Raw genomic sequence first — 22,803 nt, forward strand, 5'->3', positions numbered from 1 at the left:
CAGCCCCCGCCCCCGCCCCGTCACACTCCCTCCCCCTCACCGCCCCCCAACGCGTCCCCCTACACCCCCCCCCCCTAGGCGGCCCGCCCTCCAACCCACCTATGCCCAACCGCCGACTTGAGACCGGCGGGAAACCGGCCACCAGATCACTCCCCGAACTGCGTCGGTGGATCGCGGCTAAGCAATCAGTACATTCGCCAGTCGCCCTGGTACGACGATGATCCGCTTGATGCTCCGACCCGCTGCTTCCGCTTGAACCACGGGGAAGGCCTGGACGGCCTGCCGAATCTCCTCTTCAGAAGCGTCGGCCGGGACGCTCAGCTGGCCCCGTGTCTTCGCGTTCACCTGGACGATGAGGTCGATCGTCTCCGAGCGAAGCAGCGACTCGTCAGCCACGGGCCAGGGCTCCTCCCACACCCGCTTGCCGGTCAGCCGGTGGTAAATCTCACTAGACATGTGAGGGGCGAAGGGCAGCAAAAGCGAGGCCAGCGTGCTCACGACCTCGGTCACCGTCTCCTTGGCGATGCCGTCCTGCAGCGCCTTGCTGCAATCGTTCGAGAGTGCCATCAGGGCGGCGATGGCGGTGTTGAAAGCGAACCGCCCCGACATGTCCTCCGTGACCTTCTGAATGGCCCCGGCCGTCTTGCGCCGCAGCGCGAGATCCCGTTCGGAGTCCGGGGCCTTGCCGATGAAGTCCGAGTCGGCACCGGTGATCGCGTCGGTGTACCGCCAGACCCGCTTGAAGAACCGGTACACCCCCTCAAGTCCTTCATCGGACCAGTCCGCGCCGTGCTCGGGAGGGCCCATGAACAGGACATAGCAACGGGCCGTGTCGGCGCCGTACTTCTCCACGATGGTCCGAGGCGAGACGACGTTGCCCTTCGACTTAGACATCTTCGCGCCATCTTTGGTGATCATCCCTTGAGTGAAGAGCTTACCGAAGGACTCCTCCACGGGCAGGTGCCCCAGATCAGCGAGGGCCTTGCACAGGAAACGCGAGTACAGCAGGTGCAGGATGGCGTGCTCGACCCCACCGATGTACTTGTCGACCGGCATCCAGGCACGCATCGCCTCCTGGCTCCACGGCTCACTGCCGTTGTTCGCATCGCAGTACCGGAGGTAGTACCAGGAAGAGTCAACGAACATGGGACATCCCCAGTACCGCTGGCGGGACAGCAGCCAGTCCCGCAGTTTGTAGCTGACGACCTCTTCACCCTGCTCTAGTTCGGCGAGCTTGGCCACCACTCCCGTAGCCGCGTCCCGGCTGGACGCTCCGTCGAACTCGGCAGAGTTGATCGCCACGCCCTCACCGACGAAGGGCAACTCAGGTGTGGTCCCGTCGTCGAGAGCGATGACCGGCTGGATCGGCAGACCCAGCGCCTCCGCGAAGTCGAAGTCCCTCACGTCATGCGCCGGCACACCCATGATGGCTCCGGTGCCGTACTCCATCAGTACGTAGTCGGTCACCACCACGGGGATCTTGTTGCCGGTCAGTGGGTGGATCGCATGCCGACCCGTGAGGACTCCGGTCTTCGGCCGCTCATCGTTCCCCCGGTCGGCGTGACCGGCCCGCCGTGCCGCATTGGCGTATTCACGGACCGCTGCCTGCCGTGGCGTCCCCTCGACGAGTCGGTCAAGGTCGGGATACTCAGGCGACACCGCAAGGAACGTTGCCCCGTAAAGGGTGTCCGGTCGAGTGGTGAACACGCGAATCCTGTTCTCCACCTCGGCACACCGAAAGGCGACGCTCGCACCTTCGGAACGTCCGATCCGCGCCCGCTGCATAGACTTGACGTGGCTCGGCCAATCAAGGGGTTCCAGGGGCTGCGCTTGTGACGGCACCAGTTGATCAGTGAAGCAGCTCACCCCTACAGGCAGAAGCGAGGTGCCCTGCGAGCGAGCTGGCTTTGCTGCTCTCTCCAGGCAGTGTCAGCGAGGCGCACCGCGGCTCTCAATAGAACTTCTGGCGCATCGGACCACAAACGAGGCCGTTCCCAGTGATCGCAAGCTCAGGACTAAATCAGTATCCCGCCGACCACGTCGCACCGTCGAGAAATCAGCCCAGCTAATCTTCTCACCGTCCGCCGGCATGGTCCTGGCCGCTACCCCTTCGTCTCGACGAAGAGGAGACCATGCCCGTCTCCCCAGTAAAGGCTTGACGGAAAGGAGGGAGTCACCGGAAGTGAGGGGGAATCGTCCCACACTTCGACCCGCACCCTGTATTCAAGCTGATTGATCGTGAGCGAGGTTCAGGTCTCCTGCAGGGCGCTCATTGCTGGAAGCTCTGTGACGATGACCCACACGTCGGGTATGAGGCCCTTTCCTGGGGCTATATGACCCACGTTTTCTTCCTGTCGTCAACAGCTCTGGCTGCACGCCAAGTTGGGAGACGAACGCGCTGTGCGGCCATCAACATACTTACACGAAAGACGACGTGAACGTAACCATCTCGACTCAAATGTTGGAGATGAGTGGTGGGTAACCAGCCCGGCATGGGTGCTTTTCGGCAAGACTCCAAGGGTGGCTGACCGTCTCCCGATCTAAGGCATTGCAGATCATCAACACGTTTTTTGATCTTTCTTTTGTGATCTTCACTCCGAGCGGCGATGTCGTGCTGTATGTGGTTTTCTGATCTTCAACAGGGTGCGGGCATGGCTGTGTGACTGCTTCCGAAGAGCACGGAAAGGGGTTCCGCGGCCAGGGCGAGGTGCGGGTGCGGTGGCCAGGACCTGATCGAGAAGGCAAGCCGGCATGGACGGGCCATGCTGGTCGTCCGTGTCGGGAGTCAGAGCCTCCGTGAGCTCCGTCAGTTGCCGCGGGGACATACGAGTCAGCGCAGGGGCGCTCAACAGGGCTTGATTTCACTCCCACACCGGCGTCTGTGGGACTCGGGCGATCTGCGACGGTGTCTGCGCTAACCCGGTGCCCGGACCGGGTTAGCTCTCTGGCGACGGCGCGGGCCGACTTCACCGCCCACCGCAACGGTGACATCGGATCGCCCCGCTCCTCCGGCTCTGCCAGCGCCAGCAGAGCCGGTCGCAGGCCCGGATTGGTTTCCGCGACCCGCTTGCGGCCCTCGCCCGAAACGCCGCAGCCGGCCCAGAGGGCCCTCGCCTGCCTCCAACTCGAACACGCCCTTGCGGACCGCCGCAGCGACGACCCGAACACCGCCACAGCCCAGGACATGCGCCTCGGCGGTCACCAACAACCGATGCCGCCGCTCGTCCAGAGACGGGAACAACACCACTAACTTCACAGCGAGTTGGTGACAGGTCTCGTCCACGATACAGATACCACATCAAATAGCGCTAGAACGGGAAATAACACCTTTAATTTTGGCAAACCCCCGGTGTCGAACCGCGTAGGAGAAAGGAAACCCGACCCGCAGGCACCCGCATTCCCCCGTAGCACTACCATGCTCCACCATGTCCAGCGGTAGCACTTCACATGAATTGGCGGCCAAGCTCCGCGAGCTGGTCACCGGGCTGTCCACCGGCGACCGGCTGCCCAGCAGCCGCCAGTTGATCGAGCGGTACCACGTGGGACCCGCCACCGTCGCACGCGCGATCGCCCTGCTCGCCGCGGAGGGCGCCGTGGTGACGCGGCCGGGCAGCGGCACCTACGTCGCACCGCGGACCTCGGCCCGTGCGGAGGCCGCCGACACGGGGTGGCAGACGGTCGCGCTCACCGACCGCACCGTCAACACCCGCACGATCCACGACTCCCTGCCCCCGCCGGCCGGCAGCATCACGATGGACGGCGGCTACATCCACCGCTCCCTCCAGCCGACCCGCGCCCTGAGCGCCGCACTGGCGCGGGCCGCCCGCCGGCCGGACGCCTGGGACCGTGCGCCGGCCACCGGTCTGCCCGCACTGCGCGCCGCGTTCGCCGACCTGGCCCAAGCAGGGGCACAGCCGGACGACGTCCTGATCACCGCGGGCGGCCAGAGCGCCCTGTCGGTCGTGTTCCGGGCCGTCGCCGGACCGGGCAGCCCCGTACTCGTGGAGTCGCCCACCTATCCGGGCGCGCTCGCCGCGGCGAGCGCGGCGGGGCTGCGGCCGGTGCCCGTACCCGTCGACCAGGACGGCATCCGGCCCGATCTGCTGGCCGACGCCTTCGCGATGACCGGCGCCCGCCTGCTGTACTGCCAGCCCACCTTCCACAACCCGACCGGCAGCGTCCTGCCGCCCGAGCGACGCCGGCAGGTACTGAACGTGGCACGGGCGGCGGGCGCCTTCGTCGTGGAGGACGATTTCGCACGGCACCTGGGACACGGCGGCCGGCCGCCCGCCCCACTGATCAGTGAGGACCGCGACGGCACCGTCATCCAGGTCACCTCACTGACCAAACCGGTGGCCCCGAGCCTGCGGATCGGTGCGTTGATCGCACGGGGTCCGGTGATGGAGCGGCTGCGGGCCGTCCGGCTCGTCGACGACTTCTTCGTGACGAGGCCCCTTCAGGAAGCCGCGCTGGAACTGGTCAGTTCGCCGTCCTGGGACCGGCATCTGCGCAGCCTGTCGGAAGAGCTGCGCGAGCGGTGCGCACTGCTGGCCGCGGCGGTCGCCCGACAAGCGCCGGACTGCGTGCTGACCGGGGTGCCCGCGGGCGGTCTGCACCTGTGGATCAGGCTGCCCGACCACACGGACGACACCGCGGTCGCCGCCGCCGCCCGCCGGCACCGGGTCACCGTGAGCGCGGGCGGGCGCTACTTCGCCACCGAGCCGCCCGCGCCCCACCTGCGGGTGGGCTTCGCCGCCACCGCCGACCACGCCGAACTCATGGAGGGCGCGAAGAGGCTGGGCGAGGGCCTGCGCGAGGGCCTGCCCACCCGGTGAGCCCACCTGGTGAGTCCGCAGGGTGAGCCCGCATGGAAAAACCCCCTCCCTCTGCGTTTCCGCAGGTGGAGGGGGTTTCTCACGGTGGAGCCTAGGGGAGTCGAACCCCTGACATCTGCCATGCAAAGACAGCGCTCTACCAACTGAGCTAAGGCCCCGAAAGGGATGCGGATCGCCTGGTGGGGCGAGCCCGCGTCGTTGAACAGGGTACCGGGTTACCCCCCGGATCCCGCAAAAGGATTGGGGTCCCCGTGTACGACCACTCTCCGTAGGATGCTCGCACGCGCTTCGCGACAGCGAACCGCGGTTCTTGGGGAAGCGATGGGGAGACGCAATGGACGCCGCACAGCAGGAAGCCACTGCCAGAGCGAGGGAGCTTCAGCGGAACTGGTACGGGGAGCCGTTGGGGGCGCTCTTCCGTAGGCTCATCGAGGATCTCGGGCTGAACCAGGCCCGGCTGGCCGGGGTCCTCGGACTCTCGGCGCCGATGCTGTCCCAGCTGATGAGCGGGCAGCGCGCCAAGATCGGCAACCCTGCGGTCGTCCAGCGCGTGCAACTGCTCCAGGACCTCGCCGCCCAGGTGGCCGACGGCAGCGTCAGCGCCGCCGAAGCCACCGAGCGGATGGACGAGATCAAGAAGTCCCAGGGCGGTTCCGTGCTGAGCAACACCTCCCAGACCACGAGCAGTTCGGGAGCGCCCACCGTCAAGCGGGTCGTCCGCGAGATCCAGTCCCTGCTGCGCTCGGTGGCGGCGGCGGGCGACATCATCAACGCTGCGGACTCCCTCGCCTCCACCCACCCCGAACTGGCGGAGTTCCTCCGCGTGTACGGAGCCGGACGCACCGCGGACGCGGTCGCCCACTATCAGGCACACCAGAGCTGAGCCGAGGCTCAGCCGGAGGCACATCACGGGGAGCGGCACACGACGATGGGCGAGGTCTTCGCCGGCCGGTACGAACTGGTCGATCCGATCGGACGCGGGGGAGTGGGCGCGGTCTGGCGCGCCTGGGACCACCGGCGGCGCCGGTACGTCGCCGCCAAGGTCCTGCAACAGAGCGATGCGCACACGCTGTTGCGCTTCGTGCGTGAGCAGGCGCTCCGCATCGACCATCCGCATGTGCTCGCTCCCGCCAGTTGGGCCGCCGACGACGACAAGGTCCTGTTCACCATGGACCTCGTCGCCGGCGGCTCGCTGGCCCATCTGATCGGGGACTACGGCCCGTTGCCGCCCCGTTTCGTCTGCACCCTCCTCGACCAGCTGCTCTCCGGGCTCGCCGCCGTCCACGCCGAGGGCGTCGTGCACCGGGACATCAAGCCGGCCAACGTGCTGCTGGAGGCGACCGGGTCCGGACGGCCGCACCTGCGGCTGTCCGACTTCGGCATCTCGATGCGCAAGGGGGAGCCCCGGCTCACCGAGACCGACTACGTGGTGGGCACCCCGGGCTACTTCGCACCCGAGCAAATGCTGGGTGCCGAGCCGGACTTCCCGGCGGACCTCTTCGCCGTGGGGCTGGTCGCCCTGTATCTGCTCCAGGGGGCCAAGCCCGACGCCAAGGCACTGATCGAACACTTCGCCGCGCACGGCACCCCCTCCGCGCCGCGCGATGTCGACGAACCCCTGTGGCAGGTCGTCGCCGGACTCCTCCAGCCCGATCCGCAGGCCCGGTTCCGTACGGCGACCGGCGCCCGCAAGGCCCTGGTGTCGGCCGCCGAGATGCTGCCGGAGCCCGGCCCGGACGACGAACTGGTGGAGGTGTTCGACCAGATCGGTCCGCTGCCGACCGGCTTCGGCCCCGAGGGTCCCGAGGTCCGTGCGAAGGGCGCCCCCCACGCCCTGCACCAGCCCGGTGACCTGCACACCGCCGGCCGTTCGAGCATCGGCCACACCCCCGACCCCCGTCCGACCCCCGCTTCCCCTCCCACCACCGACTCGGCAGCGGTCCCGGGCGCCGGCCCCACCCCCACCGGCTCCGGAACACCGCCGCCCGCTCCTTGGACGTCCGCCCCCTACCCACCCCTTCCGGCCCCGGCGCCCGCTCCCCCGGTGCCGGGGACGCCCCCGGGGCCGGGCACCTCCGCGGGCGTCCCGCACGGCGCTCCGACCGGGCCGCGGCCCGCCGCGTCCGCCGTGTCCGCCACGGGGAGCTTCCTCCTCCCGCCCCCGCCCCCCATCGCACCGGCCCCGTCGGAACCGCCCACCGGTCAGGCGTCCGGAGGTGCTGCGCCCGCCCCGCCCGTACCGGCCCACACGCCCTACTACCCGCAGTCCCCGTCCTCGCCGGACCCCCATCCACCGCGCCCGCAGGATCCCCCGCAGTCCGCGGCCCACCACGAGTTCCCGGCCGGACCCGGCACCCCGCACCGGCCCCCGGCCGGCTACCCCCCTTACTCCCGGCCCGCCCCGTACCCCGTACCCCCCGGGTACACCGGGCGCCCCACCGATCCGGTCGCGTTCGCCGGAGCGGACACCGCGCAGGGGCACGGGGAGCCGGCGGCCACCGCTCCGTACACCGCCGGCGCCGTGCGGGCCGCGCGCCCGGTGACCGCTCCGCCCCCGGGACACCGCCGTCGCCGTCGACCGGGACCGCCCCCGAAGGTGACGTTCCCGGTGCTCGCCCTGGCCCTGCTCTGTTTCGCGGTGGGCATCTGGGCCCTGGGCCGCATCTGACGCCCCGCCGACCCTGCCGACCCACGCCCACGCCCCGGGCGACCCTGCCGACCCACGCCCACGCCCCGGGCGACCCGGCCGTCCCACGCGAGCGACCCCGGTGGACCGGCCGACCCGCGCGAGCGACCGCGATGGGCCGGCCGTCAGCGGCCCGAACGCACCCGGGACTCCGTACCGGCTTCCGCCCCGGCCTCCGGGTCACCGTCGGTGCCGGCCCGGCCGGCGCCCTTGCCCCCGGCGGCCCGGCGCCGCGCCACCACCGTCCACACCACGAGCAGCAGCACCAGTGCCGTTCCCGCGGTGAAGGCCCCGGCGGCCACCGTCTTCATCACCGGTCCCCGCGCGAACCCGGTCCCGGTGCCCCCGCCGCCCTCCCGGCGAACCGGCTCCGCCGCGTCGACGACCTCGAACTCGTCGACGGGCAGCGGTTGCCCGTCGTACGTGGACTGCGAGCCGCCCGCGCCGGGGTCGCCCTGGACGCGCACCCGGAGCGTCAGCCCGAGCGGGCCGTCCCCGAAGCGCTCGGCCACGGCCCGGCTCAGATGCACCGCCAGGTAGTACCGGCCGCCGAACCGCACCCCGCTGACCTCGTCGGACACCGCGTACCGGTTCTCGTACCGCACCGGCGGGAGCGGCCCGATGACCGCCTTCTTCTGCCGGCCGTCATAGGTGCTCTGGGTCTGGTCGACGGGGCCGCGGGCCGGATTGAACAGGGAGACGCCCAGTGCCGAGGGCACGTACCTGCCCAGTCCGCGACCGCCGCCCCCGGAGCCGCCGGCGGTGGCCGAGCCCAGTTCCACCTCCGCGGTCAGTTGCTGTCCCCAGTCGACGGGCACCCAGTAGTAGAGCGTCTGTCCGGGCCGGATGCGGTCGCGCCAGACCCCCTGGTCGAGGCGGGGCGCGGCACTGAACCCGGTGCCGCCCTCGCGCTCCTTCGGGGTACCGGTCAGCGGCGCGGGCGGCTCGGACGGCCAGCCCGTCGGGGTGGCGCTGGGGGCGGGGCCGCGCAGGGCGGGTTCCATGGAGAAGCGGAGTTCGAGGTCCCAGGGGTCCCGGGGCGACGCCTCCTCGCTCTGCCGTTCGACCACCACGTAGTACGTGCCCGCCCGCTTGCAGCTGAGGGTGCTCGCCCCGGCCCGCCGGGCCGCCCAGGCGGTGAGCGGACGGGGGCTCGTCGAGGAGCCGAAACGCGCCCGGTCGGCGGAGCAGTTGATGCCGTTGTCGTCCTGCACGGCGATGGAGTAGCCGTCCTTGAAGGAGACCTTCGCCCCGGTGGTGGGCACGACCGTCGCCGACACGTACGCGCTCTCCCGCGCCCCCAGCTCCAACCGGTAGTACAACTTGCCCGCCCGCGGCACCGTGCTCCGGTACGTCTTCCCGGGGGTGAGGCGCAGCGCCCTGGTGGTGTCAAGCGCTCCCTCGACCCGCTGGGCGTCCTCGTCGAAGGTGTACGAGGGTGGTCGCCCGTCCGCCGCGGCGGTGCCGGGGGCCGAGACCGCCGCCACCGCGCACAGCGCCGCCCCCGCGGCCAGCGCCCCACGGACCCCACGGGCCCCTCGACCCAGCTGACCCACCGGCCGCGCCATCACGCGCCCACCCCTCGTCCGTCCTGGTCGTCCCGACTGCCGTGCCGTCCCGCACGCGCACCGGGGGGCGGACCCGCCGGAACGCACGAAGGCCCCGGCCGCTCGGGCGGCCGGGGCCTTCAGAGTGAAGGGTGTTGTTGATCACGAACCCGTGGGCACGGAGTCGGTCGCCTCCGTCCACAGATCCTGCTCGGCGCGATCCGCCTGGATCTGGCGGTACACGAGGAGCCCGCCGATAGCGGCCAGTGCGACCAGGAGAAGCTTCTTCACCGCGCGACCTCGTCTTTCCTTGACGTAAGGGGACCTCTGGCGCCCGACTATACACACCGACCGATATCGATCAGTGACCTGCCGGGAGGGGGCCAACTCCCGCCCCGGACACCGCCCAAGCAACGACGGCGAGTGGATGGAGGCACTCCGGTCGGTCGGACCACATGGTGACTTTCGCCTCCTCGGCCCACTTTTCTGGACGAATACCCCCATCCGTGTGGTGTTCATCTGAAGATCAACGCGCCACCCCCGTCGGTCCTTCACTCCCGTCCCCACATACACATGATGAGGAAAGTACGCAAATCGCCCAACCTGAAAGTGAGGGAATCATGGCCAAGAACAAGGTCATGGCGCTGTGGACGGCACTCATCACCGCCGTCGTCGCCGTGCTCGCCGCCCTGGGGTTCGCATCCCCCGCCGCTGCCGCCCCGGTACACCAGACCAGCGGGTCCAGCAACAGCACCCCGGCCGTCCGGGAAGCCCGGGTCCCCGTCGCCGCGCCCCCGCGGTACGCGAGGTCCCTACCACCGACGATGAAGCAGCGCATCCGCGCCGAGGCCCACGGGTCCTCGCCCAGTTGCCGGCACTGCGCACCGTCGCCGGACTCCGACGCGGCCCTCACGGAGATGGTGAACGCCACCCTGGAGTCGCACGGCGGCCATGCGTCCCCACCGGTACCGGCCGGCGCACACACCACGACGCAGGAACACGCCCACGGCGCCGCCGGACCCACCACGCACTCCGGCCCCCACACCCGCCCGCACGCCCACACCTCCGGCCACGCCGGCCACGCCGCCGGCAGCCACCACGGCCGCCCGGACGCCGGCCCCGCCTCGTTCGCCCCGGGCAGCGCACCCGTCGCCCCGGCGCCGAGCCTGCCGTCCCTCCGCTGAACGGCACCCACGCGCTCGTCCGCACACGGCGTCCCGTCCGACGACGGACCCGACCGCACGCGGCGAGGAACGGAACCGACCGCGACGGTACGAGGACCCCACCGGGTCCCGTGAACGCGTTGCACCGCGCCCGGTCCCCCGGCGTACGGAGACCACGGCCCCGCCCCTCGGAGCCGCACACCGTCGCCACGACCGCGCCGACCGAACCGCACCACCTGACCGAGCCGCACCACCTGTCTGCACTGCACCACCTGGGCGTAGGTCCTGAGGCCGCGTCACCTCCGATACGGGAGAGCACCGACGAGCCCGTACGGTCACGACGCCCGGCACCGGTACCCGCACCCACCCGTACGGCATGCGCTCCACACCCGCAGCAGGACGGCTCCCGCACCGCACCACCCGGAGCAACCGGCCCGCCCGGAGCAACCAGTACGCCCCGACGCGCACCCGTCCCCGTAGAAGGTCCCGCGGGGTCACCGACCGACCCGCCGCACCACCGAACACGAACACGGCACCCGCGGCAGCGCCCTCGCCGATCCGGCGACGAGCCACCGCGCCCCGCCGTGCGGCCTTCCGGGCCCCCCGCCACGCGTCCTTGACCGGGACGCGCCTTCCGCATGCCCGCGGACACCCCAGTCACTGGCCGGAACCCCCGGCGCACGGGACACCCGGGCAAGCAGAAACGCCCGGCGGATCTTCACGATCCACCAGGCGTTCGATTGGCCTTCCGGCCACTGTGGGGCTAACAGGATTTGAACCTGTGGCCTCATCCTTATCAGGGATGCGCTCTAACCAACTGAGCTATAGCCCCTCCGCGCTGCGCGCTGACCTCTGAAGATTAGCGCACGTCGCGCCCAGTCCCAAAATCGATGGTCGGGCCCCCTGCGGGGCCCGTGCACACCGGCTCGCGGGACCGTACGGCCCGACCTACTCGTCCTCGGCGAGCGTCAGCTCGATACCGCCGACGAAACCCGCGGACAGGTTGTAGATGAACGCCCCGAGCGTGGCCAACGCGGTCGCGAGGACCACGTCGATGATGGCGATGATGCTGGTGAACATCAGGACGCGCGGCAGCGACAGGAACGACTGGAGGTCGAAGCCGTTCGACTCGTTGGAGCCCGTGGCCTCCGAGATCGTGCCGCCGACGGTCGAGAAGACGCCCATCGCGTCCATGACCATCCACAGCACCGCCGCGGCGATGACCGTGCAGATGCCGAGGGCGATGGACAGCAGGAAGCTGACCTTCATCACCGACCACGGGTCGGCCTTGGAGACCCGCAGCCGCGCCTTGCGCGTACGGGGCTCCGTACGCGCCCCCGTGCGCGGCTTGCGCACGCCGCCCGCAGGGGGCGTCTGGTACGCCTGGGGCGGGTGGTAGGGCTGGCCGGCGGGCTGCTGGAGCCGTTCGCCCGGGAGCGCGCCCTCAGCGCCCTCCTGGGCCCCGGCGGGCCCGTCGTACGACTGGGTCCGCGGACCTCGGGTGTCCGTCACTGTTCCCCCCTGGGAGACATGGGATTCGTCAGAGGCGGGAGAACCCGCGGCGGAGCCCCGGGCGCCGCCCTTCGAGGCGGCGCGTGCGCCGGTGGATCCGGCGCCCGCGGCCCCGGTCGGTCCCACCTGGCCCGCGGCCCCGGCGCCCGTGGCTCCGCTCACGTGTCACACTCCTCGCGCTACTCGGCCGCGGGCACCGTGCCCTCGTCCGTGCCCTGGTCCGCGCCGGTGGTCCCCGGGGCCTCGGCGGTCGTCTCGACGCCCACGCCGTCCTCGGCGTCCGCGCCGTCGACCTCCTCGGCCTCACGACCGGCCTCGGCGTTGCGCGCGATGCCCACGACGGCGTCGCGCTTGCCCAGGTTGATCAGTTGAACGCCCATGGTGTCACGGCCCGTCTCCCTGACCTCGTTGACTCGCGTGCGAATCACACCGCCGCCGAGCGTGATGGCGAGGATCTCGTCCGTTTCCTCGACCACCAGCGCACCGACCAGCGAACCGCGGTCCTCCACGATCTTGGCGGCCTTGATGCCGAGGCCGCCGCGTCCCTGGACGCGGTACTCGTCGACGGGGGTGCGCTTCGCGTACCCGCCGTCGGTTGCGGTGAAGACGAACGTACCGGGCCGAACGACATTCATCGAGAGCAGCTGGTCGCCCTCGCGGAAACTCATGCCCTTCACACCCGAGGTGGCACGGCCCATCGGGCGCAGCGCCTCGTCCGTCGCGGTGAACCTGATCGACTGCGCCTTCCGGCTGATGAGCAGCAGGTCGTCCTCGGCCGAGACCAGTTCGGCGCCGATCAGCTCGTCGTCGCCGCTGCCCTCCGTCTCGCGCAGGTTGATCGCGATCACACCGCCGGAGCGGGGCGAGTCGTAGTCCTTCAGCGGCGTCTTCTTGACCAGGCCGGCCTTGGTCGCGAGGACCAGGTAGGGCGCGGCTTCGTAGTCGCGGATGGCGAGGATCTCCGCGATCGCCTCGTCCGGCTGGAAGGCCAGCAGGTTGGCCACGTGCTGACCGCGTGCGTCCCGGCCCACGTCGGGCAGCTCGTACGCCTTGGCGCGGTAGACGCGACCCTTGTTGGTGAAGAACAGCAGCCAGTGGTGGGTGGTCGACACGAAGAAGTGGTCGACGATGTCGTCTTCCTTGAGCTTCGTGCCGCGCACGCCCTTGCCGCCGCGCTTCTGGGAGCGGTAGTCGTCGGTCTTGGTGCGCTTGACGTAACCGCCGCGCGTGATGGTGACGACGATGTCCTCTTCGGCGATCAGGTCCTCGATGGACATGTCACCGTCGAAGGGCACCAGCTGGGTGCGGCGGTCGTCGCCGAACTTCTCGACGATCGCGGCCAGTTCCTCGCTGATGATGCCGCGCTGCCGGACCGGCGAGGCGAGGATCGCGTTGTACTCGGCGATCTTCGCCTGGAGCTCGTCGTGCTCCTGGACGATCTTCTGGCGCTCCAGGGCGGCGAGGCGCCGCAGCTGCATCTCCAGGATGGCGTTGGCCTGGATCTCGTCGATCTCCAGGAGGCCCATCAGGCCCGAACGCGCCACGTCGACGGTGTCGCTGCGACGGATGAGGGCGATGACCTCGTCGATGGAATCCAGGGCCTTCAGCAGACCGCGCAGGATGTGCGCGCGCTCCTCGGCCTTGCGCAGCCGGAACTTGGTCCGGCGGACGATGACCTCGATCTGGTGGTTCACCCAGTGGCGGATGAACGCGTCCAGCGAGAGCGTGCGCGGCACCCCGTCGACCAGGGCCAGCATGTTGGCGCCGAAGTTGGTCTGGAGGTCGGTGTGCTTGTAGAGGTTGTTGAGCACGACCTTGGCGACGGCGTCCCGCTTGAGCACGATCACCAGGCGCTGCCCGGTGCGGGAGCTGGTCTCGTCGCGGACGTCCGCGATGCCGCCGATCTTGCCGTCCTTCACCAGGTCGGCGATCTTCTGGGCGAGGTTGTCCGGGTTGACCTGGTAGGGCAGCTCGGTGACCACCAGACACTGGCGGTTCTGGATCTCCTCGACCTCGACCACGGCGCGCATCGTGATGGAGCCGCGGCCGGTGCGGTACGCCTCCTCGATGCCCTTGCGGCCGACCACCAGGGCGCCGGTCGGGAAGTCGGGGCCCTTGATGCGCTCGATCAGCGCGTCCAGCAGCTCCTCGTGGCTCGCCTCGGGGTGCTCCAGGTACCACTGGGCGCCCGACGCGACCTCGCGCAGGTTGTGCGGCGGGATGTTGGTGGCCATGCCGACCGCGATGCCCGCGGAGCCGTTGATCAGCAGGTTGGGGAACCTGGCCGGCAGGACGGTCGGTTCCTGGGAACGGCCGTCGTAGTTGTCCGTGAAGTCGACGGTGTCCTCGTCGATGTCCCGGACCATCTCCATGGACAGCGGCGCCATCTTGCACTCGGTGTAGCGCATGGCGGCGGCCGGGTCGTTGCCCGGGGAGCCGAAGTTCCCGTTGGAGTCCACCAGCGGCATCCGCATCGACCACGTCTGCGCGAGGCGGACCAGCGCGTCGTAGATCGAGGAGTCGCCGTGCGGGTGGTAGTTGCCCATGACGTCGCCGACGACGCGGGCGCACTTGTAGAAGCCCTTCTCGGGGCGGTACCCGCCGTCGTACATCGCGTACAGCACCCGGCGGTGCACGGGCTTGAGGCCGTCGCGGACGTCGGGCAGCGCGCGCGACACGATGACGGACATCGCGTAGTCGAGGTACGAGCGCTGCATCTCCGTTTCGAGCCCGACGGGCTCGATGCGCATGACGATGCCCTCGGCTTCGGGCGTGCCTTCGGGGTTCTGGTCGGTCATTGCTGGTGCGGGTCCTTTCTGTGCGGTCAGACGGAGACCGACTCAGATGTCGAGGAAGCGGACGTCCTTGGCGTTGCGCTGGATGAACTGGCGGCGGGCCTCGACGTCCTCGCCCATGAGGACGGAGAAGAGGTCGTCGGCCTGGGCGGCGTCGTCCAGGGTGACCTGGCCGAGGACGCGGTGCTCGACGTCCATGGTGGTGACGCGCAGTTCCTCGGCGTTCATCTCGCCGAGGCCCTTGAAGCGCTGGATCGAGTCCTCCCGGATGCGCTTGCCGTTCTGGCGGCCCAGCGCGATCAGGGCGTCCCGCTCGCGGTCCGAGTAGGCGTACTCGAAGTCGTCCCGACCCCACTTGATCTTGTAGAGGGGCGGGCGGGACAGGAAGACGTGCCCGGCCTCGACCAGCGGACGCATGAAGCGGAACAGGAACGTCAGCAGCAGGGTGTTGATGTGCTGGCCGTCGACGTCGGCGTCCGCCATCAGGATGATCTTGTGATAGCGCAGCTTCTCGATGGTGAAGTCCTCGTGGACCCCGGTGCCGAAGGCCGAGATGAGCGCCTGGATCTCCTGGTTGTGCAGGATCTTGTCGATGCGGGCCTTCTCGACGTTCAGGATCTTGCCGCGGATCGGCAGGATGGCCTGGTACATCGGGTCGCGGCCGGACTTGGCCGAGCCGCCGGCGGAGTCGCCCTCGACGATGAAGATCTCGCACTTGGTGGGGTCGTTCGACTGGCAGTCGGACAGCTTGCCGGGCAGCGACGCCGTCTCCAGCAGCCCCTTGCGGCGGGTGAGGTCGCGCGCCTTGCGGGCCGCCACCCGGGCGGTCGCCGCCTGGATTGACTTGCGGATGATGTCCGCGGCCTCGTTGGGGTTGCGGTCCAGCCAGTCGGCGAGGTGCTGGTTGACGACCTTCTGCACGAAGGTCTTGGCCTCGGTGTTGCCCAGCTTGGTCTTGGTCTGGCCCTCGAACTGCGGCTCGCCGAGCTTCACCGAGATGATCGCCGTCAGACCCTCGCGGATGTCGTCGCCCGTGAGGTTGTCGTCCTTCTCGCGCAGCAGCTTCTTGTCGCGCGCGTACCGGTTGATGAGCGCGGTCAGCGCGGACCGGAAGCCCTCCTCGTGGGTGCCGCCCTCATGGGTGTGGATGGTGTTGGCGAAGGAGTACACGCCCTCGCTGTAGCCGCTGTTCCACTGCATCGCGACCTCGAGGGACAGCAGCCTGTCCTTGTCCTCGGCCTCGATGTCGATGACGGTCTCGTGCACCACCTCGCCCTTGCGGGAGTTGAGGTACTTCACGAAGTCGACGATGCCGCCCTCGTAGTGGTACGTCACCGTGCGCGCCTGCGCCTCGGTGTCGTCACTGGGCTGGTCCGTGTCGGCGCCGCTGGTCGCCTTCGCCGAGTCGCGCTCGTCGGTGAGCTTGATCGTCAAGCCCTTGTTGAGGAACGCCATCTCCTGGAAACGCCGCGCCAGCGTCTCGAAGGAGTACTCCGTGGTCTCGAAGATGTCCCCGTCGGCCCAGAAGGTGACGGCGGTCCCCGTCTCCTCGGTGGCCGCGCCCCGGGCGAGGGCGGCCGTCGGGACGCCCAGCTTGTACTCCTGCGTCCAGTGGTGTCCGTCGCGCTTGACCTCGACGGCGACCCTGGTCGACAGGGCGTTCACCACGGAGACACCCACACCGTGCAGACCGCCGGAGACCGCGTAACCGCCGCCGCCGAACTTTCCGCCCGCGTGCAGCACGGTCAGCACGACCTCGACGGCCGGCTTGTTCTCGGACGGAACGATGTCGACGGGGATGCCGCGACCGTTGTCGATGACCCGGACCCCGCCGTCGGGCAGGATCGTGACGTCGATGGTGTCCGCGTGACCGGCCAGGGCCTCGTCCACGGAGTTGTCCACGACCTCCTGCACGAGGTGGTGAAGACCACGCTCGCCGGTGGAGCCGATGTACATGCCGGGGCGCTTGCGCACGGCGTCCAGACCCTCGAGCACGGTGATCGCGCTCGCGTCGTACTCGGCGGTCGTCGGCTCGGGGGCCGCGGGCGCTTCCGGTACGGACTGATCGGCCTGAACGGCATCGGCGGTGTCGCCGATGCCGGTGGACGGGATGTTCTCGTTGGGGTTGCCGGAATCGGCCACGAAGCGCCCTTTCTGGCACAGCACGAGCCGGGCACCCGGCAGTGGCCGGAGCGGCTGCGGCGTGTTGCGTTGGTAAGCCTGTATCAGCGTTGCTCGGTGTGTGTCCCACGAGTGGGGCGGGATTGTCCTCCAGTCTACCGGTAGCGCTGACAGTGATGGGGCTTTGCCGGTACCTGAGTCCGCATGTGCCGCCCTGAACCGGTCTCTTCTGACTCCCCATATGCGCCCCAGGGGCTCAAGTGGTCCTGAGCGGCACTCAGCGCTTCGGGGCGTCAACCACGAGCGACCGTCCGTCGAGCCGGCGGAGCAACGGGTTCCGCACGGGCCCGCACCGGCGGGGGCGCGTACCGGCGAGGGGCCGTCGAGCCGCCCTCCGCACGGCCCCCACCAGCGGGAACGATCACCGGCCCGGGAGGCGGGAGGAGCAACACCGCCGGTCGGTGCACGGCCGCGGCACGATCACCGCGCCGTGAGCGCGCCCGCCCGGGACGGGAACCGCCCCCGGCCCGGGCGCGCCGGGCAGGACGCGCGCCGTCCGGCGGCCACCGGGCCTGCGGTCGGGCGGGTCGACGGGACCGGGCCCGAGCGGAGCCGGACCCGGGCGGCACGGGGCGGTGCGTCAGCCGTAGGTGTCGCCGGGGCCCGTACTGCCCGGCGCGCGCAGCGGACCGAACCGGCGGGCCGGTCCGCCGGGGCCCAAGACCTTGATCAGTCTCACGGTGCCGTGTCCCAGGTCCTCGTTGAGCCGGGCCACCAGTTGGGGGGCCAGCAGCCGCAGCTGCGTCGCCCAGGCGGTCGAGTCGCACTGCACCGTGAGCACCCGCTCGTCCTCGTCGTACCGCTGGGGCACGCAGTGCTTGGCCAGGTCGTCACCGACGATCTGCGGCCAGCGGCCCATGACCCCGCCGACCGCCGCCGGAGTCTCCCAGCCGCGTTCGGTGATCAGCCGGTTGATGGCCGCGCCCAGCGCCATGGGGTCGCGCCCGTCCGCCCGCGCGCCGGAGCGCAGACCGCCGCGCCGGGCCTGCTTGCGCTGGGCCGCCGCGTCCCCCCGCGCCCGGGCCTGTTCCTTCGCCGCCCGCAGCGCCACCCGAGCGAGGTCGACCCCGCTCGGCGGGGCCGGCGCCGGCGGGACCGGCGCTCCCACGGGCCCCAGGGGCCCCACGGGACCCGTGCCGGGCACCCCGGGGAGGGCTGCGTCCCCGGGTCCCGTACCGCTGTTCCTGGCGCTCGGGCCACGGCCGATCATGGGGTTCACAGCCGCTCCACCACGCCCTCGGCCACCGAGAACCGCGCGCCCGTGAGGACGTCCGGCACGTCGTCGTCCACCGCCGCCGTCACGAGGACCTGCTCCCCCGGCGCCACCAGCTCCGCGAGTCGTTCCCGGCGCCGGGTGTCGAGTTCCGCGAAGACGTCGTCCAGGACGAGCACCGGCTCGTTGCCCTCCGCGCGCAGCAGGTCGTACGAGGCGAGGCGCAGGGCCAGGGCGTACGACCAGGACTCCCCGTGGCTGGCGTACCCCTTCGCGGGGAGCTGGCCCAGCTTCAGCACCAGGTCGTCGCGGTGCGGTCCGGCGAGGGTGATCCCCCGCTCGATCTCCTGCTTGCGGGCCTCGGCGAGCGCGTCGAGCACCTGTTCGTACAGTTCCTCGCGGGTGTGGCCGTCGCCCGGTGCGGACGGCTTGTACTCCAGGGCGAGCGGGCCGCCGCCGGGGGCGAGCTGCTCGTACGCCTTGTCGGCGAGGGGCTGGAGGGAGGCGATCAGGTCGAGCCGGTGGGCGAGCAGCTCGGCGCCGGTGCGCGCGAGGTGCTGGTCCCAGACGTCCAAGGTCGACAGGTCGGTGCCGCGCCCGCCGTGCCGGCGGGCCAGCGCCGCGGACTTCAGCAGGGTGTTGCGCTGCTTGAGGACGCGGTCGTAGTCGGAGCGGACGCCGGCCAGGCGCGGCGAACGGGCGGTGATCAGTTCGTCCAGGAAGCGCCGCCGCTCCCCGGGGTCGCCCTTGACCAGCGCGAGGTCCTCCGGCGCGAACAGCACCGTCCGGACTATCCCCAGCACGTCCCGCGGCCTGACCTGCGAGGACCTATTGATCCGGGCGCGGTTGGCGCGGCCCGGGTTGATCTCCAGTTCGACGAGCTGCTGTCGTTCGCCCTGGCGGACGGCGGCCCGCACCACCGCGCGTTCGGCCCCCATGCGCACCAGCGGGGCGTCGGAGGAGACGCGGTGGCTGCCGAGGGTCGCCAGATAGCCGACGGCCTCGACCAGATTGGTCTTGCCCTGCCCGTTGGGGCCCACGAACGCGGTGACGCCGGGGTCGAGCGGCACGTCGACCCCGGCGTACGAGCGGAAGTCGGCCAGCGACAGATGCGTGACGTGCATGGTCGTGGCCGACCTCCCTCGGTGTGGTGCCCCCGCGGGTGCGCGGGGCGGTTCTCAGGGCCGTCAACCGTCCCGGCGCGGGCGGTCGGGTCGGCTCCGGGCCCTCGTCAGGCCTTCTCGACGGCGTGGCCACCGAACTGGTTGCGCAGCGCCGCGATCATCTTCATCTGCGGCGAATCCTCCTGCCGGGAGGCGAAGCGGGCGAACAGCGAGGCGGTGATCGCGGGCAGCGGCACCGAGTTGTCGATCGCGGCCTCCACCGTCCAGCGGCCCTCGCCGGAGTCCTGGGCGTAACCCCGGAGCCCTTCCAGGTGCTCGTCGTCGTCGAGGGCGTTGACGGCGAGGTCGAGCAGCCACGAGCGGATCACGGTGCCCTCCTGCCAGGAGCGGAAGACCTCGCGCACGTCGGTCACCGACTGCACGGCCTCCAGCAGCTCCCAGCCCTCGGCGTAGGCCTGCATCATGGCGTACTCGATGCCGTTGTGGACCATCTTGGCGAAGTGGCCGGCGCCGACCTTGCCCGCGTGGACCGAGCCGAACTCGCCCTCGGGCTTGAGCGCGTCGAAGACCGGCTGCACCTTGGCGACGTTCTCCTTGTCGCCGCCGTACATCAGCGCGTAGCCGTTCTCCAGGCCCCAGACGCCGCCGGAGACACCGCAGTCCACGAAGCCGATGCCCTTGAGGCCCAGCTCCACCGCGTGCTTCTCGTCGTCCGTCCACCGGGAGTTGCCGCCGTCGACGACGACGTCACCGGGCTCCAGCAGCGCGGCCAGCTCGTCGATGGTGGACTGGGTGGCGGCGCCCGCCGGGACCATCACCCACACCACGCGCGGGCCCTTGAGCTTGCCCACCAGCTCTTCGAGGCTGTGGACATCGGCGAGGTCCGGGTTGCGGTCGTATCCGATGACGGTGTGGCCGGCGCGGCGGATGCGCTCCCGCATGTTCCCGCCCATTTTGCCGAGGCCGACGAGACCGAGCTCCATCAGTGGTTCCTTAAAGTCGCGAAATGGCGTGCGGACACGTGCGTGTATCTGCGTCCGAGCCTACGCCCGCGGTCCCGCGCACACCTGTGGGTCGGGCCGCTCATACGTACTCCCACCTGCGGGTCTCCCCGCGACAGGCGGGCAACGGACACCCGGCGGGTGACCGCCGACCGGGCGTCCACGGACGCCGGTGCCCGGTCGGGTCCGTCCGGACCCGGCCGACGCACGCGGCGTCGGTCGGGGGCCGGTACGAGGTCCGGTCAGCCCGAGAGGCGGACCGGCATGATCAGGTACCTGTACGCCTCGTCGGCCTCGGCGTCCACGGCGGGCCGGCCGCTGAGCAGCGCGGGCTTGGTCGACGTGGTGAAGGACAGCTGGGCGACCGGCGAGTCGATGGCGCTGAGGCCGTCGAGGAGGAACGTCGGGTTGAAGGCGATCGAGATGTCGTCGCCCTCCAACACCGCGTCGACCCTTTCCACAGCCTGTGCGTCGTCGCTGGAGCCGGCCTCCAGGATCAGCACGCCCTGCTCGAAGCTGAGCCGCACCGGGGTGTTCCGCTCGGCGACCAGGGCCACGCGCTTGACGGCCTCCACGAAGGGGGCGGTCTCGATGACGGCGACCGAGTTGAACTCGGTGGGGAACAGCGTGCGGTACTTCGGCAGGTCGCCTTCGAGCAGCCGGGTGGTGGTGCGGCGGCCCGCGCCCTCGAAGCCGATCAGGCCCTCGCCTGAGCCGGAGCCCGACAGGGCGATGGTGACGCTGTCACCGCTGGTGAGCGCCTTCGCGGTGTCCAGCAGGGTCTTCGCGGGCACCAGGGCGACCGCGGAGGAGTCCGGGACCTCGGGCTTCCACAGGAACTCGCGGACCGCGAAGCGGTAGCGGTCGGTGGAGGCCAGGGTGACCGTGTCGCCCTCGATCTCGATGCGCACGCCGGTCAGCACCGGGAGCGTGTCGTCGCGGCCCGCGGCGATGGCGACCTGGGCGGCGGCGGCGGCGAAGACCTCACCGGGGACGGTGCCCGTCGCGGACGGCATCTGCGGCAGGGTGGGGTACTCCTCCACCGGCAGGGTGTGGAGGGTGAAGCGGGAGGAGCCGCACAGGACCGTCGCCCGCACGCCGTCCGTGGAGATCTCCACCGGGCGGTTCGGCAGGGCGCGGCAGATGTCGGCGAGCAGCCGGCCGGAGACGAGGACCGTGCCGTCCTCCTCGACCTCGGCCTCCACCGAAACCCGTGCCGAGACCTCGTAGTCGAAGCTGGACAGGCTCAGGGCACCGTCCTCGGCCCTCAACAGGAGGCCGGCGAGGACCGGCGCGGGGGGACGGGCCGGGAGGCTGCGTGCCGCCCACGCCACTGCCTCCGCGAGTACGTCGCGTTCCACCCGGATCTTCACCTAAGCCCGCCTCCTGCTGTTGCTGGCCGCTCTCGCCCCGTCTGGGGTCGCCCTGCTGTCCGTGCGGCGGTTCCGTCGGGTCCGCCGTGGTGTCGCCGTGCCCCGGGACGGGGAGGCCACCGGGACCAGTCTGACGCACCGCACTGACAGTAGGTGCCTCTCGGGGTCAAGTCGCGCGAACCGGCTCGGACGGCGTCGGGGCCGAGTTGTCCACACCCCCAGCTTCGAAGCGGATTCCCCGGTAACTCTAGTCGGTAGTAGTAGTAGGGCCTGTGGATACCGTGGATAACCTTGTTTTCGCAGCTCAGCAGCGGTTTTTTGTCCACCGGGCCTGTGGGCGGAGACGGTGGAAAACCCGGGCTTGCTGTGGACAGGCGAAAGTTGTGCACACCTGATGCACAGGAGGGGGCAGGTTCTCCCCAAGGCTGTCCCCAGCTTTACCCGAGTTCCCCACAGCCCAATCCGGCACCTTGATGTGACGCCTTTCACTCCACCCGGTGATGAGGCGCGTTGTGTTGCCGAACAGTGGACAGAACTGTGGAGAAGCCCCGTCATGCTGGGGACATCGGGCGCAGACCTGTGGGCGGCCGGTGGACAACCGCGGAGGGCGCCTGTGGACGGATCGCTTGTCCACAGCCTGTGGAGAGTCGTTGTCCACGAATCCACACCCCTCTGAGCTGGCCGGATGATCACCCGGCAGCGCGGCCTGTGGACACGGTCTGGATAACTTCGCAGTCCCCAGGGTGTGGAAACGAAAAAGTCCCCGGATCTGTGGAGAACACCCGTAACCCCCTGCGGATTCGAACAGCGGCGGCGGCGCGCGGCGGGGAACGGGCGCGCGAAGGCGGCGCGGCGGGGCCGGAACGGGGGCCCGCAGGGGCGCTTTCGGAGGTCCGCAGGTGCCCGGCGGCGCCCGGCGGCGGCCCCGCGGGTGGGGAAGCGCGGCGCACCGGGCGCCCGGGAGGGCTGCTTCGGTTCCCGAGGGACGGGCCGGGGGACGTCGCGGGCGGGAGTCGCTGCATCCGGGGTATCCGGGGCGATGGGGGCGTTTGGGAGCCGCGACCGTGGCTCGCCGGGTGGCCGGCCGTCTCGGGCCCGAGGGACGGGTCGGAGGGACGGGTCGGAGGACGTCGCGGGGCGGGCGGGAGGCGCCGCGGCCGGGGCGTTTGGGGGCGGCGAACCGCGTAGCGCTGTCTCGCCGGGTGGCCGGATCGAGGACGGCGAGGCGCTCGTCGGGGGGTTCGGGGCGCGGCCGGGATGACCGGGTGCCCGCCCGGGATGCCCAGGGCGGCGTCGGCCAGGCGTCCGGGGCGCGGGGAGCGGCCCGGACCGGAAGACGGGCCGGCCGCGGGCTGACCGCAGAAGGCCTCCGG

At 70.6% G+C, this 22,803-nt stretch carries 14 protein-coding genes, 2 tRNA genes and 1 pseudogene; 4 read left to right on the forward strand and 13 right to left on the reverse strand.

The window, feature by feature from the left end:
- Positions 1–177: 177 nt before the first annotated feature.
- Both ACFV88_RS12535 and ACFV88_RS12540 read right to left on the reverse strand, forming a co-directional pair.
- Entirely contained in the window at positions 178–1,785 is a 1,608-nt protein-coding gene (locus ACFV88_RS12535; RefSeq protein WP_385489415.1) for a class I tRNA ligase family protein, read from the reverse strand.
- 1,110 nt (positions 1,786–2,895) lie between these two features.
- Positions 2,896–3,292 (reverse strand): annotated as a pseudogene (locus ACFV88_RS12540) (ISAzo13 family transposase); the annotation flags it as partial.
- Between the two features lie 133 nt (positions 3,293–3,425).
- On the opposite strand from ACFV88_RS12540, the gene ACFV88_RS12545 reads away from it, so the two are divergent.
- Complete coding sequence (locus tag ACFV88_RS12545) at positions 3,426–4,835, forward strand: PLP-dependent aminotransferase family protein (RefSeq protein WP_385489293.1); 1,410 nt, start codon at positions 3,426–3,428, stop codon at positions 4,833–4,835.
- Positions 4,836–4,920: 85 nt separating this feature from the next.
- Here ACFV88_RS12545 and ACFV88_RS12550 read toward each other — a convergent pair.
- Positions 4,921–4,993 (reverse strand) — tRNA-Ala (locus ACFV88_RS12550).
- Positions 4,994–5,169: 176 nt separating this feature from the next.
- Between ACFV88_RS12550 and ACFV88_RS12555 the strand changes: the two genes are divergently transcribed.
- Both ACFV88_RS12555 and ACFV88_RS12560 read left to right on the forward strand, forming a co-directional pair.
- The gene (locus ACFV88_RS12555; protein ID WP_385489296.1) at positions 5,170–5,718 is read left to right on the forward strand and encodes a helix-turn-helix domain-containing protein; all 549 of its coding nucleotides are present in this window, start codon (positions 5,170–5,172) and stop codon (positions 5,716–5,718) included.
- A 45-nt stretch (positions 5,719–5,763) separates the two neighbouring features.
- Entirely contained in the window at positions 5,764–7,503 is a 1,740-nt protein-coding gene (locus ACFV88_RS12560; protein ID WP_385489299.1) for a protein kinase, read from the forward strand.
- A gap of 143 nt (positions 7,504–7,646) precedes the next feature.
- Here ACFV88_RS12560 and ACFV88_RS12565 read toward each other — a convergent pair whose 3' ends face one another.
- The gene (locus ACFV88_RS12565) at positions 7,647–9,089 is read right to left on the reverse strand and encodes a hypothetical protein (protein ID WP_385489302.1); all 1,443 of its coding nucleotides are present in this window, start codon (positions 9,087–9,089) and stop codon (positions 7,647–7,649) included.
- 141 nt (positions 9,090–9,230) lie between these two features.
- Positions 9,231–9,359, reverse strand: a complete 129-nt coding sequence (locus ACFV88_RS12570; RefSeq protein ID WP_003999697.1) for a DLW-39 family protein — start codon at positions 9,357–9,359, stop codon at positions 9,231–9,233.
- A 329-nt stretch (positions 9,360–9,688) separates the two neighbouring features.
- Here ACFV88_RS12570 and ACFV88_RS12575 point away from each other — a divergent pair, with 329 nt between their 5' ends.
- A complete protein-coding gene (locus ACFV88_RS12575; protein ID WP_385489305.1) occupies positions 9,689–10,252 on the forward strand; it encodes a DUF6344 domain-containing protein in 564 nt (187 codons plus the stop codon).
- Between the two features lie 737 nt (positions 10,253–10,989).
- Here the strand turns inward: ACFV88_RS12575 and ACFV88_RS12580 are convergent.
- The 8 genes from ACFV88_RS12580 to dnaN form a co-directional block, all read right to left on the reverse strand.
- A tRNA-Ile gene (locus ACFV88_RS12580) sits at positions 10,990–11,063 on the reverse strand.
- Positions 11,064–11,179: 116 nt separating this feature from the next.
- Entirely contained in the window at positions 11,180–11,905 is a 726-nt protein-coding gene (locus ACFV88_RS12585) for a DUF3566 domain-containing protein (protein ID WP_385489308.1), read from the reverse strand.
- Between the two features lie 17 nt (positions 11,906–11,922).
- Positions 11,923–14,541: a DNA gyrase subunit A gene (gene gyrA, locus ACFV88_RS12590; RefSeq protein WP_385489311.1), complete on the reverse strand. Its 2,619-nt coding sequence runs from the start codon at positions 14,539–14,541 to the stop codon at positions 11,923–11,925.
- A 42-nt stretch (positions 14,542–14,583) separates the two neighbouring features.
- The gene (gene gyrB, locus ACFV88_RS12595; RefSeq protein ID WP_385489314.1) at positions 14,584–16,704 is read right to left on the reverse strand and encodes a DNA topoisomerase (ATP-hydrolyzing) subunit B; all 2,121 of its coding nucleotides are present in this window, start codon (positions 16,702–16,704) and stop codon (positions 14,584–14,586) included.
- A gap of 595 nt (positions 16,705–17,299) precedes the next feature.
- Positions 17,300–17,929, reverse strand: coding sequence for a DUF721 domain-containing protein (locus tag ACFV88_RS12600; RefSeq protein WP_385489418.1), 630 nt, complete (start codon positions 17,927–17,929; stop codon positions 17,300–17,302).
- A gap of 5 nt (positions 17,930–17,934) precedes the next feature.
- Positions 17,935–19,056 carry a DNA replication/repair protein RecF gene (gene recF / locus ACFV88_RS12605; protein ID WP_385489317.1) on the reverse strand — a complete coding sequence of 374 codons (1,122 nt, stop codon included), beginning with the start codon at positions 19,054–19,056 and terminating at the stop codon, positions 17,935–17,937.
- Positions 19,057–19,163: 107 nt separating this feature from the next.
- Positions 19,164–20,039 (reverse strand): phosphogluconate dehydrogenase (NAD(+)-dependent, decarboxylating), encoded by an 876-nt coding sequence (gene gnd / locus ACFV88_RS12610; RefSeq protein ID WP_385489319.1) that lies wholly within the window; start codon positions 20,037–20,039, stop codon positions 19,164–19,166.
- Positions 20,040–20,299: 260 nt separating this feature from the next.
- On the reverse strand, positions 20,300–21,430 hold the full coding sequence (gene dnaN, locus ACFV88_RS12615; RefSeq protein WP_385489322.1) for a DNA polymerase III subunit beta: 1,131 nt from the start codon (positions 21,428–21,430) through the stop codon (positions 20,300–20,302).
- Between the last annotated feature and the right edge of the window lie 1,373 nt (positions 21,431–22,803).

Origin of the sequence: Streptomyces sp. NPDC059816 (assembly GCF_042732055.1) — a bacterium.
Taxonomy (GTDB): Bacteria; Actinomycetota; Actinomycetes; order Streptomycetales; family Streptomycetaceae; genus Streptomyces.

Bases quoted from the DNA above. Each gene is read 5' to 3' on its own strand.
- ACFV88_RS12555 (WP_385489296.1), top strand. From the start codon at position 5,170: ATGGACGCCGCACAGCAGGAAGCCACTGCCAGAGCGAGGGAGCTTCAG.
- ACFV88_RS12535 (WP_385489415.1), bottom strand. From the start codon at position 1,785: ATGCAGCGGGCGCGGATCGGACGTTCCGAAGGTGCGAGCGTCGCCTTT.
- gyrA (WP_385489311.1), bottom strand. From the start codon at position 14,541: ATGACCGACCAGAACCCCGAAGGCACGCCCGAAGCCGAGGGCATCGTC.
- ACFV88_RS12545 (WP_385489293.1), top strand. From the start codon at position 3,426: ATGTCCAGCGGTAGCACTTCACATGAATTGGCGGCCAAGCTCCGCGAG.
- ACFV88_RS12565 (WP_385489302.1), bottom strand. From the start codon at position 9,089: ATGGCGCGGCCGGTGGGTCAGCTGGGTCGAGGGGCCCGTGGGGTCCGT.
- ACFV88_RS12560 (WP_385489299.1), top strand. From the start codon at position 5,764: ATGGGCGAGGTCTTCGCCGGCCGGTACGAACTGGTCGATCCGATCGGA.
- ACFV88_RS12600 (WP_385489418.1), bottom strand. From the start codon at position 17,929: ATGATCGGCCGTGGCCCGAGCGCCAGGAACAGCGGTACGGGACCCGGG.
- gnd (WP_385489319.1), bottom strand. From the start codon at position 20,039: ATGGAGCTCGGTCTCGTCGGCCTCGGCAAAATGGGCGGGAACATGCGG.
- ACFV88_RS12575 (WP_385489305.1), top strand. From the start codon at position 9,689: ATGGCCAAGAACAAGGTCATGGCGCTGTGGACGGCACTCATCACCGCC.
- recF (WP_385489317.1), bottom strand. From the start codon at position 19,056: ATGCACGTCACGCATCTGTCGCTGGCCGACTTCCGCTCGTACGCCGGG.